The sequence below is a fragment of the Azospira sp. MPR-E4 genome (assembly GCF_058809645.1).
The window spans coordinates 1-15863 of sequence record NZ_JBXAST010000043.1; the positions used below are offsets into that span (position 1 = coordinate 1).

Below are 15863 nucleotides of genomic sequence, written 5' to 3' on the forward strand. Positions count from 1 at the left end.
CGGCCGCCCCCTGCGCCTCACCTTCCCTGCCGCCATCCCCCGGGCCGAGGTGGCGCCGCCCCATCTGGATTTCGACTCGGCCCTGCGCCTGCTCTAGGCGCCTGCTCCCGCCTTCCCCATTTTCTGCCGCCACAAAAACAAACAGGGCGCCAGCGGCGCCCTGTCGGGGGAAACGGGAGAGAACCCGGGAGAGAACCGGCGCAGAAAACTTCCGCCTCGGCCACTCCCGCGGGAAAAAGCTCCCTCAGTCCTTCTTCATCGGGCAGGTCTTGATGCCCAGCAGGGTGTAGGCCGGGCACCAGCCCATGAAACCGGTGGCCAGGGGCACCACGCCGATCCAGGCCCACACCGGACCGCCCAGGATGGCCCAGGCGATCAGGGCCAGGCCGACGACGATGCGCAGGATTTTGTCGATACCGCCAACGTTTGCTTTCATGTTTGCTGCCTCCAGTGAGTTTTGACCCTCCCAGCATAGCGGGGTCCCGGGCAAGCGTATGTAACCTGGGTCACACACCCACGAGCGATGCCCGGAGGCGCCCAGGCCACGGCCGGCCCAGGCGGCTGCCGGCCTTCAGCGGGCGGCCTCGGCCAGGCTCTTGAGGCCGTTGCGGTCCAGGATGCCGATCTGTTCCCGCCCCAGGGCCACCAGCCCCTGGGCGGCAAAGCCCTTCAGCAGCCGGCTGACGATTTCCCGCACGCTGCCCAGTTCTTCCGCCAGCTGCTGGTGGGTGGCATGCAGGGTGTCGCCGTTCTTGGCCAGCAGCAGCTTGGCCAGGCGCTGGTCGAGACGGTGGAAGGCGACCTCCTCCACCAGCTGCATCAGTTCGGCCAGACGCTCGGAAAAGAGGTGGAAGACGAAATCGCGGAAGCGGGCCTGCTCCGCCACCAGCCGGTCGAACACCGGGCTGGGCAGGATCAGCAGGGTGATGGGCGTTTCCGCCTCGCCCCGGGCGGTATAGGGCGCATGGCCCAGGAGACAGCTGGAGGTGATGATGCAGGATTCCCCCGGCTCCACCCGGTAGAGCAGCATTTCCCGTCCGCTGGCGGCGGTCTTCACCACCTTGATGCTGCCTTCCAGCAGCAGGGGGAAGCCCTGGCAGGGCTGGCGCTCGGCGAACAGCTGGGTGCCGGCGGGCAGCCGCAGCAGGGCCTCGGGCCGGCACAGGGCGGCCAGCTGGTCTGCCGACAGGGCCGCCAGGGAGGGATAGAGGGCCAGCAGGCCGGCGGAGGTCAGTTCCATGGTCGGGCGCGGTCCGGTTGGGGCTTCAGGCGACGGGGCCGATTTCGGCGATGGCCGGGGCGTGGTCCGACGGGCGTTCCCAGGTGCGGGGCTCCTTGTCGATGCGCCCGGCGCTGCAGGCCGCCGCCAGGGGGGCGGAGAGCAGCAGGTGGTCGATGCGCAGGCCCAGGTTGCGGCGGAAGCCGCCCATGCGGTAATCCCACCAGGAGAAGGTGGCCGGCGGCTGCTCGAAGAGGCGGAAGCTGTCGCTCAGGCCCAGGCCCAGCAGGCGCTGCCAGGCGGCCCGCTCCGGTTCGGAACAGAGAATCTTGCCTGCCCAGGCCTGGGGGTCGTGCACGTCCGCATCGGCCGGGGCGATGTTGAAGTCGCCGGCCAGCACCAGCTTGGGATGGGCGGACAGTTCCTCGGCCAGCCACTTTTCCAGGGCTGCCAGCCATTCCAGCTTGTAGGCGTACTTGTCGCTGCCCACTTCCTGGCCGTTGGGGAAATAGGCGCAGATCACCCGCACGCCGGCCACCGTGGCGGCGATGAGGCGCTTCTGGGGATCGTCGTAATGGGGATTGCCCCGCTGCACCTCGGCCAGGGGCTGGCGCGAAAGCAGGGCGACGCCGTTGTAGGTCTTCTGGCCGGAAAAGGCGACCTGGTAGCCGGCTGCCTCGATCTCGGCCTGGGGGAAATTGTGGTCCTCCAGCTTGGTTTCCTGCAGGCAGACCACATCGGGGACCTCCTTGGCCAGCCACTCCAGCAGATGGGGCAGGCGGACCTTGAGGGAATTGACGTTCCAGGTGGCAAACTTCATCGACAACTATTTCTCCAGGGCGCCCCGGGGCTTGAAACCGTAGGGGGCCGTCTTGGGGTAGCCGGCCAGGTCCAGCAGATTGTTCCAGGCGGCGCTGTCCACGCCCCGGGTGGTCTGCTTGCCGACCATGAGAATGGGCACGGCAGGCTCGCTGCCGGCCACGCGCTTGAGTTCTTCGTAATCCTCCGGGGTGGCGATCATCTTCTCGCGGAAGGGAACGCCCCGGGCGTTGAGCAGGTCCCGCCCCAGGCGGCAGGTCTCGACGCAGTCGCTGCTGGTGTACAGCACCACCGGGAAATTCTCCACGGCGCGGCGGGTGGCGTAGGGCAGGCTGCCCTCTTCCCCTTCGGCTGCAGTGCCCAGCTGCTTCTTGCTCACCTGCTTGACCCCGGCGGGGGGCGGCTTGTCGGAAAAGACCGTCTGGCCGGTCTGGGGGTCGATCCAGCGGTAGGTGGTCTGGGCCTGGGCGGCACCCCAGGCCAGGCAGCCGACGAGCAGGGACAGCAGCAGTTTCATGGCAAGAATCTCCCGACAGCGGTGTTGGGCCGGATTACGCGGGGATCATACCATTGTGCCGCAACAGGGCATCCACGCTGGGTTCCCGGCCGCGGAAGGCCTTGAAGGAGTCGATCGCCGGGCGGGAACCGCCGACGGAGAGGATCTCGTCCAGGAAGCGCTTGCCGGTGGCCCCGTCGAAGGGATTGCCGGCCTCCTCGAAGGCGGCGTAGGCATCGGCCGAGAGCACCTCGGCCCACTTGTAGCTGAAGTAGCCCGCCGCGTAGCCGCCGGCGAAGATGTGGCCGAAGCTGTTGGGGAAGCGGTGCCAGGCGGGGGGAATCAGCACCGCCACTTCCCGGCGCACCTCGTTCAGCACGTCCAGCACGGTCTGCTCGCCCTTGGGATCGAAGCCGTGGTGGATGCGCAGGTCGAAGAGGGAGAATTCCAGCTGGCGCACGGTCATGAGGCCGCTGTGGAAGTTCTTGGCCGCCAGCATCTTGTCGTAGAGGGCCCGGGGCAACGGCTCGCCGGAATCCACGTGGCCGGTCATGCCCTGCAGCACCTCCCACTCCCAGCAGTAGTTCTCCATGAACTGGGAGGGCAGTTCCACCGCATCCCACTCGACGCCGTGGATGCCGGAGACGCCCAGCTCCTCCACCCGGGTCAGCAGGTGGTGCAGGCCGTGGCCGGTCTCGTGGAACAGGGTGATGACGTCGTCGTGGCTGAAGGTGGCCGGTTTGTCGCCAATGGGCGCCGGGAAGTTGCAGTTGAGATAGGCCACCGGGGTCTGGATGCCGGCAGCGGTGGCGCGGCGGGTGATGGCTTCGTCCATCCAGGCGCCGCCCCGCTTGGTTTCCCGGGCGTAGAGGTCCAGGTAGAACTGGCCCACCAGCTCGCCGGCGGCGGTCTCGATGCGGAAGAAACGCACGTCCGGATGCCACACGGGGGCCACGTCGGGCTTCAGCTTGACGTCGAAGAGGGACTCGATGACCTTGAACAGGCCGCCCAGCACCTTGGGTTCGGGGAAGTACTGCTTCACCTCCTCGTCGGAGAAGGAGTAGCGGGCCTGCTTGAGCTTTTCCGAAGCCCAGCCGATGTCCCAGGGTTCCAGTTCGGCCATGCCCAGTTCGCTCTTGGCGAAGGCCTTCAGTTCGGCCAGGTCCTTCTCGGCGAAAGGCTTGGCCTTCACCGCCAGGTCGTTGAGGAAGGCCAGCACCTGTTCCGGACTGTCGGCCATCTTGGGCACCAGGGAAACCTGGGCGAAGGTGTCGAAGCCCAGCATCTTCGCCTCTTCGGCCCGCAGTTCCAGGATGCGGCGGATCAGGGGGGTGTTGTCCCACTCGGCCTTGCTGCTGCCGTCGGTGAACTCGGCGGCCCGGGTGGCGTAGGCCCGGTACATGGACTGGCGCAGGCGGCGGCTCTCGGCGTACTGCATCACCGGCATGTAGGAAGGGGCGTGCAGGGTGAATTTCCAGCCGGCCTTGCCCTCCCCGCTCTTTCCATCCCTCTCGGCGGCGGCCCGGGCGGCAGCCTGCACGTCCTCCGGCAGGCCCGCCAGTTCGGCCTCGTCGGTCACGAATTCGGCGAAGGCGTTGGTGGCGTCCAGCAGGTTTTCCGAGAACTTGGCGGAGAGGCTGGCCAGTTCTTCCTGGATGGCCTGGAAGCGGGGCTTCTGCACTTCCGGCAGTTCGGCGCCGGAAAGGCGGAAGTCGCGGATCTCGTTGTGCAGGATTCTCTTGCGGGCCGGGGAAAGGCCGGCGAACTCGGGGGAGGCGGCCAGGGCCTTGTACTTCTCGAAGAGGGCCAGGTTCTGGCCCAGTTCGCTGAAGAAGCGGGTCACCTCCGGCAGCAGGTCGTTGTAGGCCTCGCGCCATTCGGGCACGTCATTGACGCCGTGCAGGTGGCCGACGATGCCCCAGGCCCAGGAGAGGTGCTCGATGCCGTCGTTGAGGGGCGCCGCGAAATCGTCCCAGGTGGCCGGCACGGCGGCAGCGGTGAGGCGCGCCACCAGGGCCCGGCTGTCGGCCAGCAGCTGCTCGATGGCGGGCCGCACGTGGGCCGGCTCGATGCGGTCGAAGGGCGGCAGCACAGCACGGGGCTGGCCGACGGTGGCAAGAAGGGGATTGGCGCTCATGGGCTGTTCTCTGGAGATATTATCGGTAGGGGCAACAAAAACGGGCGGCCTGGGCCGCCCGTGGGCTGGCGCTGAAACTGGACGTCTGTTCTTGCAGATGGGGTCTGGCGCCTATTCTACAAGGTCCGCGTAGGCATGCCAGGTGGCGTGGCCCAGCAGGGGCATGATCAGCACCAGACCGGCCATCAGGGTGACGAAGCCGAACAGGGTCAGGCTGACGATAAGGAAGGACCACAGCAGCATGGCCGGCAGATTGGTCGCCACCACGTTGATGCTGGTGGCCATGGCGTGGTGCACCTCCACCTCCCGGTCCAGCAGCAGGGGCGCCGTCACCACCGAGAGCAGGAAGGTCACCGCGGCCAGGGTGGCGCCGCTGAGGGTCCAGATGGCGGCCAGGTTGGGGTGGCGGCCGGAGAGGAAGATTTCCCGGGCCAGTTCCTCGAAGCCCCAGATCCACTCGCTGCCCAGCAGATAGGCCACCAGGGCCGTGGTCAGCTGGGCCCAGATGAAGTAGATGGCGGCCAGGAAGAGGCCGTAGAGGGCCAGGGGGCGCCAGCGGGCGGCCAGGGAATGGGCCACGGCGGCGGCATCGAGCCGGTCGCCGCCGGCGATGCGGCGGCTGATCTCGTAGAAGCCCACGGCCAGCAGGGGCCCTACCAGGAGGAAGCCGGAGACGGCCGCCAGCAGCAGCTCGGGCCGGCCCTGGGCCAGGGCGAAGATGCACAGGCCGCCGATGGCAAACAGGGCGCCCAGGGAGAGGCTCAGGGCGGGCCGCCGGGAGAGGTCCCGCAGACCGCCGGCCAGCCAGTGGAAGGGACGGGACCAGGCCACGTGGCGCACCCGGGGCAGGTCGTGATGAACGGGGAAGTGCAGGATGTCCATGATGATCTCCTTCTCAGGGTTGGAGCGGGGACATGGGTTGGACCGCAACTGCCCGTCCGGGTTTCCGGCCGGCAAAAACAAAAGGGGCGGGAGAATCTCCCGCCCCTTTTTGGGGGAAGCCCAGGCCGACCGGCACAAGCGGTGCGGCCCGCAGCAGTCCGGCCCGATCAGGCCATGGTCTGGCCGGTGAGGCGCTCGTAGGCTTCGCGATACTTGGCGGCGGTCTTTTCGATGACCTCGGCCGGCAGCTGCGGACCGGGAGCCTTCTTGTCCCACCAGGTCAGGGTTTCCAGGTGGTCACGGACGAACTGCTTGTCGAAGCTGGGGGGGCTGATGCCTTCGGCGTAGCCGTCGGCGGGCCAGAAGCGGGAGGAATCGGGGGTCAGGGCCTCGTCGATGAGGTGCAGGGTGCCGGCCTTGTCGATGCCGAACTCGAACTTGGTGTCGGCGATGATGATGCCCCGGGTGCGGGCATAGGCGGAGGCCTCGGTGTACAGGGCGATGGCGGCGTTCTTCGCCTCCTCGGCCAGCTGGGCGCCGGTCTTGCCGGTGCCCGCCAGGTCGGCGGCCAGGTGCTCGGCGCAGCGCACCTTGGATTCCTCGTAGGAGATGTTGATGTCGTGGTCGCCCACGTCGGCCTTGGTGGCCGGGGTGAAGATGGGCTCGGGCAGCTTGGCCGCCATCTGCAGGCCGGCGGGCAGCTGGATGCCGCAGACGGCGCCGGTGGCCTGGTAGTCCTTCCAGCCGGAACCGATCAGGTAGCCGCGCACCACGGCCTCGATGGGCAGGGGCTTCAAGCGCTTCACCACCAGGGCGCGGCCTTCCACCTGGGACCGCTCTTCGGGCTTGACCACGGATTCGGGGGCGATGCCGGAGAGCTGGCTGGGCAGGATGTGGCCCAGCTTCTCGAACCAGAAATTGGCCACCTGGGTCAGCACCTTGCCCTTGTCGGGGATGGGGTCCGGCAGGATCACGTCGAAGGCGGAGAGCCGGTCGGTGGTGACGATCAGCAGGTGGTCGGCATCGACGGAATAGATGTCGCGCACCTTGCCCCGGGCGACGAGGGGCAGGCTGGTGATGGTGGATTCAAAAAGGGGAGCGGTCACGGCAGGGTCCCGAAAAAGAGGGGAAAAAACGGATTATAAAGGATCAGTGGCCTTCGCCCTGCTCCAGCTCCTCGGCGGCCAGGGCGCGGCGCATGCGGCGGATGCTGACGGCGACGACGGCGGCGATGAGGGGGATGGAGACGGCGGAGGCGATTTCCGGCGACAGGTGGGGCAGCACGGTCTTGGACAGGCCCTTGGCCAGATAACTGACCAGCTGGGAGGCGTAGTAGGTGATGGCCACCACGGACAGGCCTTCCACCGTTTCCTGCAGGCGCAGCTGCAGCTTGGCGCGGCGGTTCATCTGCCCCAGCAGCTGCTGGTTCTGGCGCTCCAGTTCGATATCGACCCGGGTGCGCAGCAGGGCGCTCTTGCGCGCGATGCGGGTGGACAGGTCGGTCTGGCGCCGGGCCACGGAAAGACAGGTGTTGATGGCCGGGGCCAGGCGCCGGTCCATGAATTCGGAAATGGGGGGGAAGCCGTTGAGGCGGTGTTCCCGCAGTTCCCGCACCCGCTGCTGCACCAGGGCGTAGTAGGCCTCGGCGGCGCCGAAGCGGAAGGCGGTGCGGGTCACCGAGCGTTCGATCTCCGCCGCCAGCCGGGTCAGGCGGGCCAGCAGCAGGCGCTCGTCCTCGGGGCCGCGGGCCTCGCCCATGCGGTCCATGAGGTCGGCCACCTCGCCCTCGGCCCGGGCCAGCAGGCGGCTCACCTCCTTGGCCACCGGGAAGGCCAGCAGGGCCATCATGCGGTAGGTCTCGATCTCCAGCAGGCGCTGCACCGTGCGCCCGGCCTGGCGGTGGCGCAGGCGCTCGTCCAGCACCAGGAAACGGCTCCAGCCGTCGTGCAGCTGGAAATCGGAGGCGACCCAGGCGGCACCGTCGGCCACCGTGGTGGCGACCCAGGAGTCGCCGGAGCGGTGCAGGTCGGCCAGCAGTTCTTCCGGGTCCAGGTCGGCGGCGGAGCGGAATTCCACATGGGTGGCCACCATCACCGAGCCGGGCAGGCCCGCCAGCCAGTCTGCCGGCAGGGCGGAAATGGCGGTGGTGTCGGGGGCGTCGCCGGGTTCCCGGGCGAGGAAGAAGGTGTAGCCGGAAAATTCGTTGTGCCGCTCCCACTTGAGGCGCAGGCGGCCCGCGTCCATGACCCAGTGGTCGCCCTGGATGACGGGGCAGAGATTGGCCCCCAGGGCGGCGCAGAGGCGCTGCAGATGGGCTTCTTCGGCCGCTGCCTCGGTGCCTTCGTGCAGCACCGCCAGGTAGCTGATCCACTCCGGCCCTTCCAGGGCCATGGGCGGGCGGGCATGGACCTCGTCATTGAGGCGCTGGCGCAGCGGGTGTTCGGCGAGGGGCAGGGTCATGGCGGATAAAAAGAAAAGGGCGCCGGAGAAGTATCCGGCGCCTGGCAGCGGTTGGGAAGGCGAACCTGCTTACTTGACGATCTGGTTCAGCTCGCCCTTCTTGTAGCGCTCGGCCATCTTCTCCAGGGAGATGGGCTTGATCTGGCCGGCCCGGCCTTCGCAGCCGAAGGCCTGGTAGCGGGCGACGCAGATTTTCTTGGCGGCTTCCCGGGCGGGCTTGAGGAAGTCGCGGGGATCGAACTTGGAGGGGTTCTCGAACAGGTAGCGACGCACGGCGCCGGTCATGGCCAGGCGGATGTCGGTGTCGATGTTCACCTTGCGCACGCCGTGCTTGATGCCGTTCACGATCTCTTCCACGGGCACGCCGTAGGTTTCCTTCATGTCGCCGCCGAATTCCCGGATCTCGGCCAGCAGCTCCTGGGGCACGGAGGAGGAGCCGTGCATCACCAGGTGGGTGTTGGGGATGCGGGCGTGGATTTCCTTGATGCGGTCGATGGCCAGGATGTCGCCGGTGGGCTTCTTGGTGAACTTGTAGGCGCCGTGGCTGGTGCCGATGGCGATGGCCAGGGCGTCGCAGTTGGTGCGGGCGACGAAGTCGGCGGCCTGGTCCGGATCGGTGAGCAGGTCTTCCCGGGTCATGTGGCCTTCGGCGCCGTGGCCGTCTTCCTTGTCGGCCTTCATGGTTTCCAGGGAACCGAGCACGCCCAGTTCGGCCTCGACGGAGACGCCGATGGCGTGGGAGAACTTCACCACTTCCTGGGTCACGGCCACGTTGTAGTCGTAGGAGGCGACGCTCTTGCCGTCTTCCTGCAGGGAGCCGTCCATCATCACGGAGGAGAAGCCGGACTTGATGGCGGCCATACAGACAGCCGGGGACTGGCCGTGGTCCTGGTGCATCACCACGGGGATGTGGGGATAGGCTTCCAGGGCGGCGAGGATCTGGTGGCGCAGGAAGGCTTCGCCGGCGTATTTGCGGGCACCGGCGGAGGCCTGCATGATCACCGGGGCGTTCAGTTCATTGGCGGCCTCCATGATGGCCCAGACCTGTTCCATGTTGTTCACGTTGAAGGCGGGCAGACCGTAGCCGTTCTCGGCGGCGTGGTCCAGGAGCTGGCGCATGGATACGATGGGCATGGTGTTCCTCCAATGGGCAATGCGGTTTGTTCTGGCGTGATCGGCGCCCGCTGTCGTGGCGCTCGGGAAAGACCGTGATTTTATCGTGGCTTTGCCCCCCGGGCGAGTACTGCGACCGCCGGGCAGCAAAAGAAAGACAAAGGCCGCGACCAGGGCGCCGGAGACGCCCCAACCACGGCCATCTTCAGGCAGGCATGCCTAGAAGCGGCGTTTTTCCTGGGCCCTGGCCTGGTGCTCGCTGAGAACCTGGCGCAGTTCCTCCTCCACCGGCTTTTCCCACTGGCCGTCGTACACCAGGTCGGCCAGGGGCAGGCGCTGGCGCCAGCCGGCGCTTTCCAGCTCCGGCTTTTCCTTGAAGTGGCTGACGTAGCCCAGACACAGGTAGGCCACCGGGATGATGCGCGGCGGCAGGCTCAGGATCTCGCGCAGGGCCTGCTGGTGGAAGATGGAGACCCAGCCCACTCCCAGGCCTTCGCTGCGGGCCGCCAGCCACAGGTTCTGCACGGCGCAGACGCTGGAATAGAGGTCCATGGCCTTGATGTGGGTGCGGCCGATGACCACCGGGCCGGCCCGGTCCCGGTCGCAGGTGATGAGCAGGTTGATGGGCGCTTCCCGGATGCCCTCCAGCTTCAGTTCCTTGTAGATGGCCTGGCGCTCGCCCTCGAATTTCTCCGCCGCCTCCTGGTTGGCCTGCTGGAAGGCGGCGTGGATGCGGGCCTTGGTCTCCGCCTCCCGCACCAGGAGGAAACTCCAGGGCTGCATGTAGCCGACGGAAGGGGCGAAGTGGGCGGCGGTGAGGACCCGGGCCAGCACCTCCTGGGGCACCGGGTCGGGCAGGAACTGGCCGCGCACGTCGCGGCGGGAGAAGATGGCGTGGTAGATGGCGTCCCGGGCGGCGGCGGAGAACTCGTGTTCGTTCTGGTAGCCGGCGAGGGAGATGACTTTGTTGACGCTGCAATCGTGCTGGTCGGTCTTCATGGAGTCCCCTTCTGAAGATCGGTGGCGGCGCGCCTGGCCGTGCGTGCCGGAAAGGGTCTCCTGGCCGGTCTTCTGACTCGGGATCACTCTGTGCCGGCGCCTTCCCGATCCGCGGATCAGTGGCATCTGCCGGCCCAGTCCCCCTCACAGCGTTGGGCACGTCGCGGAATGGGCGGCCCCAAGGCCTGCCGCACCGCGTTCCCGATTCTCCCTTGCGGGCACCCGGAGACGATTCGCCCCGGCGGACCGGGGCGACGGGAATTTTAACAGAGGCGGCGGATTCAGACCCGAGGCCCGCGAGGGCACTATCAGGCCCGCAGGGGCGGCATCTGGTGCTCGCCGACGCGGACGATCTTCAGGGTGTTGGTGCCCCCCGGGGTGCCGATGGGCTCGCCGATGGTCAGCACGATGAGGTCGCCCTTGGCCACGGCGCCGTTCTGCATCAGCAGCTGCTCGGCTTCGTAGAGCAGCACGTCCCGGTCCGAATGCTGCTGGCTCATGAGCAGGGGCGTCACTTCCCGGTAGAGGGACATCTTGGTCTGGGCCTCCGCATCCGGCGTCAGGGCATAGACCGGCACGCCGCAGTTGAGGCGGCTCATCCACAGGGCGGTGGAACCGGATTGCGACAGGGCGGCGATGGCCTTCACCTTGAGGTGGTGGGCGGTCCAGATGGCGGCCATGGCCACGGACTGGTCAATGCGGGTGAACACCCGGTCGAGGAATTCCCGGTCCAGGGTCACTTCGGCGGACCGCTCGGCCTCGATGCAGACCCGGGCCATGGATTCCACGGTTTCCACCGGATAGCGGCCGCTGGCGGTCTCGGCGGAGAGCATCACCGCGTCGGTGCCGTCCAGCACGGCGTTGGCCACGTCAGACACTTCGGCCCGGGTCGGCACCGGCGACTGGATCATGGATTCCATCATCTGGGTGGCGGTGATGGCCAGCTTGTTCTTCTCCCGGGCGTGGCGAATCATCTTCTTCTGCAGGGCCGGCACGGCGGCGTCCCCCACTTCCACGGCCAGGTCGCCCCGGGCCACCATGACGCCGTCGGAGGCGTCCAGGATTTCATCCAGGGCCGCCACGGCCTCGGTGCGCTCGATCTTGGCGATGGTCAGGGCGCGGCTGCCGGCGGCCCGCATCAGCTGGCGCGCCATGTACATGTCGGCGGCGCTCTTGGGGAAGGAGACGGCGATGTAATCGACGCCGATCTGGGCCGCCGTCTTGATGTCGTCCATGTCCTTGGCGGTCAGGGCCGGGGCGGAAAGGCCGCCGCCCTGGCGGTTGATGCCTTTGTTGTTGGACAGCTCGCCGGCGTGGCGCACCACGGTGTGGATTTCGGCACCGATCACCCGCTCCACGTCGAGCACGATGCGGCCGTCGTCCAGCAGCAGCACGGCGCCGGGCTCCACGTCCCGGGGCAGGTCCTTGTAGTCCAGGCCGACCCGCTCCTGGTTGCCCAGGGCACAGTTGGCGTCGAGGATGAACTTGTCGCCCTTCTCCAGCTGGATCTTGCCGTTCTCGAATTTGCCGACGCGGATCTTCGGCCCCTGCAGGTCCCCCAGGATGCCCACCGGCCGCCCCACCTTGGCGGAAATCTCGCGCACGGTGCGGGCCCGGGCCATGTGGTCCTCGGCGGTGCCGTGGGAGAAGTTCATGCGCACCACGTCCACGCCGGCGCGGATCAGGCGCTCCAGGGTGACGGGATCGGTGGAAGCGGGGCCGAGGGTGGCGACGATCTTGGTATGGCGGGCCATGGCGGGTTCCTGTTGTTGGTCTGTCCGGCCATTCTAGCGCAGCCTCCCCGCCGTTGCTGGCCCCCAGGCCATTTCCCGGCGGCGGGGCGCTTCAGTAGTAGGCCTCGATGGCCGCCAGCGATTGGGCGTAGGTGTGGCGGATCTGGGCCGGCTCGTAGCGGTGCTCCCGGCCCACCGGGCAGGCCAGCCGGGCCAGGCAGGTATGGCGGCAGGGCGAGGCGGGCCGCCGGCGCCAGGCGACGCAGGCGGCCAGGTCGAAACGGCCGCCGGCCAGGGCGCCGGCCGGGCAGGCCTCGATGCAGACCCGGGGCGCGCAGCTGGCACAGGGCGAGGCTTCCTGCAGGGGCGGCGTCGGCGGGAAGTCGCTGTCCGCCAGCAGGGCCGCCCGGTAGGCATACCAGGAGCCCCACTGCTGCCGCACTCCGACCATGAAGGGCGAGGGATGGTGCCAGCCCGCCAGCCGCCCCAGCTGCTGCAGCCCCACCGGCGCATCGCCGGGATAGAGCAGGTGGAAGTCCCGGTCGGGACAGACGGCGGCAAACCAGCGCCCCACGCTGGCAATGGTGAAATCGTCGATGGGATGGTCCGAATCCAGCCCGGCGGCCTGCACCGCCTGCCACAGGCGGCGGCCGCCGTGGCCCAGCAGGATCAGCTGGCGCCGGCCGTGGCCCGGGGCGGCCCGCTCCAGGGCGGCGGCAACCTCCACCGGCAGGGCCGCCACGTCGAAGACGGCCTGCAGGTTGAGGCCGGCCTCATGCAGCAGGCTGGCGTCGAACGGCTGGCGCGGGGAGAGCATCGCCCGCCGCCTCAGTGGGAAACGCCGTCCCGCTGCACCACCTTGAGGAAGGTCAGCCAGATGATGCGGCAATCGAAGGCGAGGGAGCGCCGGCGCAGGTATTCCGCATCCAGGGCCACCTTCTGGGGAATGGGCAGCTCGTCCCGCCCGTTCACCTGGGCCCAGCCGGTAAGGCCGGGCACCAGCTCATGCACGCCGGCCTCGGTGCGCAGGGCGATCAGGTCGTCCTGGTTATACAGGGCCGGCCTGGGACCGACGAAACTCATGTCGCCCTTGAGGATGCTCCACAGCTGGGGCAGCTCGTCCAGGCTGGACTTGCGCAGGAAGGAGCCCACCGGCGTCAGGTAGGCCTTGGGGTCCGTCAGCAGATGGGTGGCCACCGCCGGCGTGCCCACCCGCATGCTGCGGAACTTGGGCATCTTGAAAATGCGGTTATGCCGCCCCACCCGGTCACTCCAGTAAAGCACCGGCCCGGGCGAGGTGAAACGCACCAGCAGGGCCACCAGCAGCAGGGGCAGCAACAGCACGGCCAGGGCCAGCAGGCCGAGCAGGAGGTCGAACAGGCGCTTCACGTCAGGATTCCATACATTGGGGAAAGACAGGTCGTCCGGCACCAATTCCTTTATCGCAACTCATTGCCCGCGTCGAGGAATCCTCTAAAGGCGCCACAAAGCGACTCCGCGCGACCTGAGGCTCCCGGGATCAAATGCCGATTTGACATCGACAAACACCCCCTGGGGCTTCAGCCGGGAGAGCATCTCATCGAGCGACATGGCCATGAACTCGCGATGGGACACCGCTGCGACAATGGCATCGACTATCGGCAACTCTGCCCAAGGCGTCACTTCAATGCTGTATTCCTCTCGTGCAGCTACGGGATCGGCGATGGGATCATGCACGTACACCTCACAGCCGTACTCCCGCAACTCACCAACCACATCGGCCACCTTTGAGTTACGGAGATCAGAGCAATTTTCCTTGAATGTCAGTCCCAGCACGAGGACCTTGGCCCCCTTGATGCTGCACCCAGCATTGATCATCTGCTTGACGGTCTGCTGGGCCACATAAGCGGACATGCCGTCGTTGATTCGCCTACCCGCCAGGATCACTTGCGGGTGATAGCCCAGCATCTCCGCTTTATGGGTCAAATAGTAGGGATCGACACCGATGCAGTGCCCGCCGACAAGCCCTGGCCGGAAGGGAAGAAAGTTCCATTTAGTGCCGGCGGCTTGCAGTACATCCAAGGTATCGATGCCGATACGGTCGAAAATAATCGCCAACTCGTTCATCAACGCAATGTTCAGGTCGCGTTGCGTGTTCTCGATGACCTTGGCGGCCTCTGCCACCTTGATTGAGCCGGCCCGATGCACACCTGCTGCAATAACCGAGGCATAGAGATCGGCCACTGCTTCCAGTGTCGCATCATCGTCACCAGACACAACCTTGACGATCTTGGTAATGACCCGTTCCTTGTCCCCAGGATTAACGCGCTCCGGACTATAGCCGACATGGAAGTCTGTCTTCCATTGCAGGCCGGATTCCCGCTCCAGGATGGGAATACAAATTTCCTCGGTCGCACCGGGATAGACGGTTGATTCATAGATGACGGTCGCCCCGGCCTTCATATGCCGACCAACGATAGCGCTGGCACTGTCGAGCGGAGAGAAATCCGGAATGTGGGCGCCATCCACCGGAGTAGGAACGGCAACGATCACAAAGTCGGCACGAGCGAGATGACGTGGATCAGTGGTGACTTCCAGCCGCGTTGCAGCCTGCATATCTTCGCGGCTTACCTCACCGGTGGGATCACGATACTCGCGGTAGGCCTCTATTTTGGCAGAGGAGAGGTCGAAACCGACGGTGGAATAACGCTTGCCGAACTCGACGGCAAGAGGCAATCCGACGTAGCCCAACCCTACGACGGCAACAACAGTGCCCTCACTCAGCATTTGTAGTAATCCCTATACCAAGCGACAAAATTAGCAATTCCCTGCTCGACCGGCGTAGCCGGCTTATAGTGGAACTGATCAATGAGATCGGTAACATCAGCGTACGTATCGGGCACATCGCCGGGCTGTAGCGGTTGCATGTCCATCTGAGCCTTTTTACCGAGAGCCTTTTCTAGAGCTGCGATGTAGTCCATCAACTCTACAGGGCTGTTATTGCCGATGTTATAGACACGCCAAGGTGCCATGCTACTACCCGGATCGGGCTGAGCCCCACTCCAATCATCATTCGGTAGTGCAGGTTGATCAAGTACCCGGATCAAGCCCTCAACGATATCGTCCACATAGGTAAAGTCGCGGCGATGCCTACCGTAGTTGAAGACCTGGATTTTCTCGCCGGCGAGAATGGCTTTAGTGAACTTGAACAAAGCCATATCTGGCCGTCCCCAGGGGCCATAGACAGTAAAAAAGCGTAACCCCGTCGTCGGCAAACCATAAAGATGGCTGTAGGTATGAGCCATCAGTTCGTTCGACTTTTTGCTTGCCGCATATAGAGAAAGCGGATGATCAACGTTGTGATGCACAGAAAATGGCATCGTCGTGTTCGCACCATAGACGCTTGAACTCGATGCATAGACGAGGTGCTCAACATCATAGTGACGACAACCTTCCAGGATGTGAGCAAAACCGACGATGTTGCTGTCGATATAAGCAAGAGGGTTCTCGATGGAATAACGAACCCCGGCCTGGGCAGCGAGGTTAATCACACGATTTGGTTTGTGCATGGCGAAACAGTCTTCTATCGCCTTGCGATCACCTAAATCAATACGTAGATGGGTATAGCTCGGATGGTCAGAATGCCGCGCCAGCCGAGCCTCCTTGAGCGCAGGGTCATAGTAGTCATTGTGGTTATCAATGCCGATAACGCTATCGCCACGCTCCAGCAAGCGCAGAGCAAGACTGGAACCGATAAACCCAGCAGCACCGGTAATTAGGACTTTCACGCTTGATTACTCCCAAAAAAGACACAGCTATCGCCCTTATTCACTACGCCAGACTGATGTGTGAAATGCCAAGGAACGAGGGATACAAATTTCCCACGTGATGCAACCGAATCGTTGCCCCACTTGAAGCCTCCCCTCCCAGAGTACTCCAACTCTCCACAACACACTTTCTCCTGCCATCACCCGACCAACAGAAATCCTGCCGTTGGACATCAAACCTGGGCGAGACAAATAGGCT

The 15863-nt window shown here is 65.8% G+C and carries 15 protein-coding genes and 1 riboswitch; all 15 genes read right to left on the reverse strand.

Annotated elements, in window-relative coordinates:
- Window positions 1–244: 244 nt before the first annotated feature.
- On the reverse strand, window positions 245–436 hold the full coding sequence (locus AC1RTA_RS12320; RefSeq protein ID WP_014235169.1) for a YgaP family membrane protein: 192 nt from the start codon (window positions 434–436) through the stop codon (window positions 245–247).
- Window positions 437–571: 135 nt separating this feature from the next.
- Window positions 572–1240, reverse strand: a complete 669-nt coding sequence (locus AC1RTA_RS12325; RefSeq protein WP_492784850.1) for a Crp/Fnr family transcriptional regulator — start codon at window positions 1238–1240, stop codon at window positions 572–574.
- Between the two features lie 25 nt (window positions 1241–1265).
- The gene (xth, locus tag AC1RTA_RS12330) at window positions 1266–2039 is read right to left on the reverse strand and encodes an exodeoxyribonuclease III (RefSeq protein ID WP_492784851.1); all 774 of its coding nucleotides are present in this window, start codon (window positions 2037–2039) and stop codon (window positions 1266–1268) included.
- 6 nt (window positions 2040–2045) lie between these two features.
- Complete coding sequence (locus AC1RTA_RS12335) at window positions 2046–2555, reverse strand: DUF4124 domain-containing protein (protein WP_492784852.1); 510 nt, start codon at window positions 2553–2555, stop codon at window positions 2046–2048.
- Window positions 2556–2589: 34 nt separating this feature from the next.
- Complete coding sequence (locus AC1RTA_RS12340) at window positions 2590–4671, reverse strand: M3 family metallopeptidase (RefSeq protein ID WP_492784853.1); 2082 nt, start codon at window positions 4669–4671, stop codon at window positions 2590–2592.
- A gap of 111 nt (window positions 4672–4782) precedes the next feature.
- Window positions 4783–5553, reverse strand: coding sequence for a DUF2189 domain-containing protein (locus AC1RTA_RS12345; RefSeq protein ID WP_492784854.1), 771 nt, complete (start codon window positions 5551–5553; stop codon window positions 4783–4785).
- Between the two features lie 167 nt (window positions 5554–5720).
- Window positions 5721–6659, reverse strand: a complete 939-nt coding sequence (locus tag AC1RTA_RS12350) for a phosphoribosylaminoimidazolesuccinocarboxamide synthase (protein WP_130459098.1) — start codon at window positions 6657–6659, stop codon at window positions 5721–5723.
- A 43-nt stretch (window positions 6660–6702) separates the two neighbouring features.
- Complete coding sequence (locus tag AC1RTA_RS12355) at window positions 6703–8013, reverse strand: DUF3422 family protein (RefSeq protein WP_014235176.1); 1311 nt, start codon at window positions 8011–8013, stop codon at window positions 6703–6705.
- A gap of 69 nt (window positions 8014–8082) precedes the next feature.
- Entirely contained in the window at window positions 8083–9147 is a 1065-nt protein-coding gene (fba, locus tag AC1RTA_RS12360) for a class II fructose-bisphosphate aldolase (protein ID WP_130459100.1), read from the reverse strand.
- 198 nt (window positions 9148–9345) lie between these two features.
- On the reverse strand, window positions 9346–10125 hold the full coding sequence (gene bluB / locus AC1RTA_RS12365) for a 5,6-dimethylbenzimidazole synthase (protein WP_492784855.1): 780 nt from the start codon (window positions 10123–10125) through the stop codon (window positions 9346–9348).
- A 45-nt stretch (window positions 10126–10170) separates the two neighbouring features.
- Window positions 10171–10366, reverse strand: a riboswitch (cobalamin riboswitch).
- Window positions 10367–10433: 67 nt separating this feature from the next.
- A complete protein-coding gene (pyk, locus tag AC1RTA_RS12370) occupies window positions 10434–11879 on the reverse strand; it encodes a pyruvate kinase (protein ID WP_014235179.1) in 1446 nt (481 codons plus the stop codon).
- Window positions 11880–11970: 91 nt separating this feature from the next.
- Window positions 11971–12675, reverse strand: coding sequence for a hypothetical protein (locus tag AC1RTA_RS12375; protein ID WP_492784856.1), 705 nt, complete (start codon window positions 12673–12675; stop codon window positions 11971–11973).
- Between the two features lie 11 nt (window positions 12676–12686).
- Window positions 12687–13247 (reverse strand): sugar transferase, encoded by a 561-nt coding sequence (locus AC1RTA_RS12380; RefSeq protein WP_287873975.1) that lies wholly within the window; start codon window positions 13245–13247, stop codon window positions 12687–12689.
- A gap of 84 nt (window positions 13248–13331) precedes the next feature.
- Window positions 13332–14624 carry a nucleotide sugar dehydrogenase gene (locus AC1RTA_RS12385; protein WP_152089766.1) on the reverse strand — a complete coding sequence of 431 codons (1293 nt, stop codon included), beginning with the start codon at window positions 14622–14624 and terminating at the stop codon, window positions 13332–13334.
- Entirely contained in the window at window positions 14618–15625 is a 1008-nt protein-coding gene (locus AC1RTA_RS12390) for an NAD-dependent epimerase (protein ID WP_152089767.1), read from the reverse strand. Before AC1RTA_RS12390 ends, AC1RTA_RS12385 begins: the two co-directional genes overlap by 7 nt.
- Between the last annotated feature and the right edge of the window lie 238 nt (window positions 15626–15863).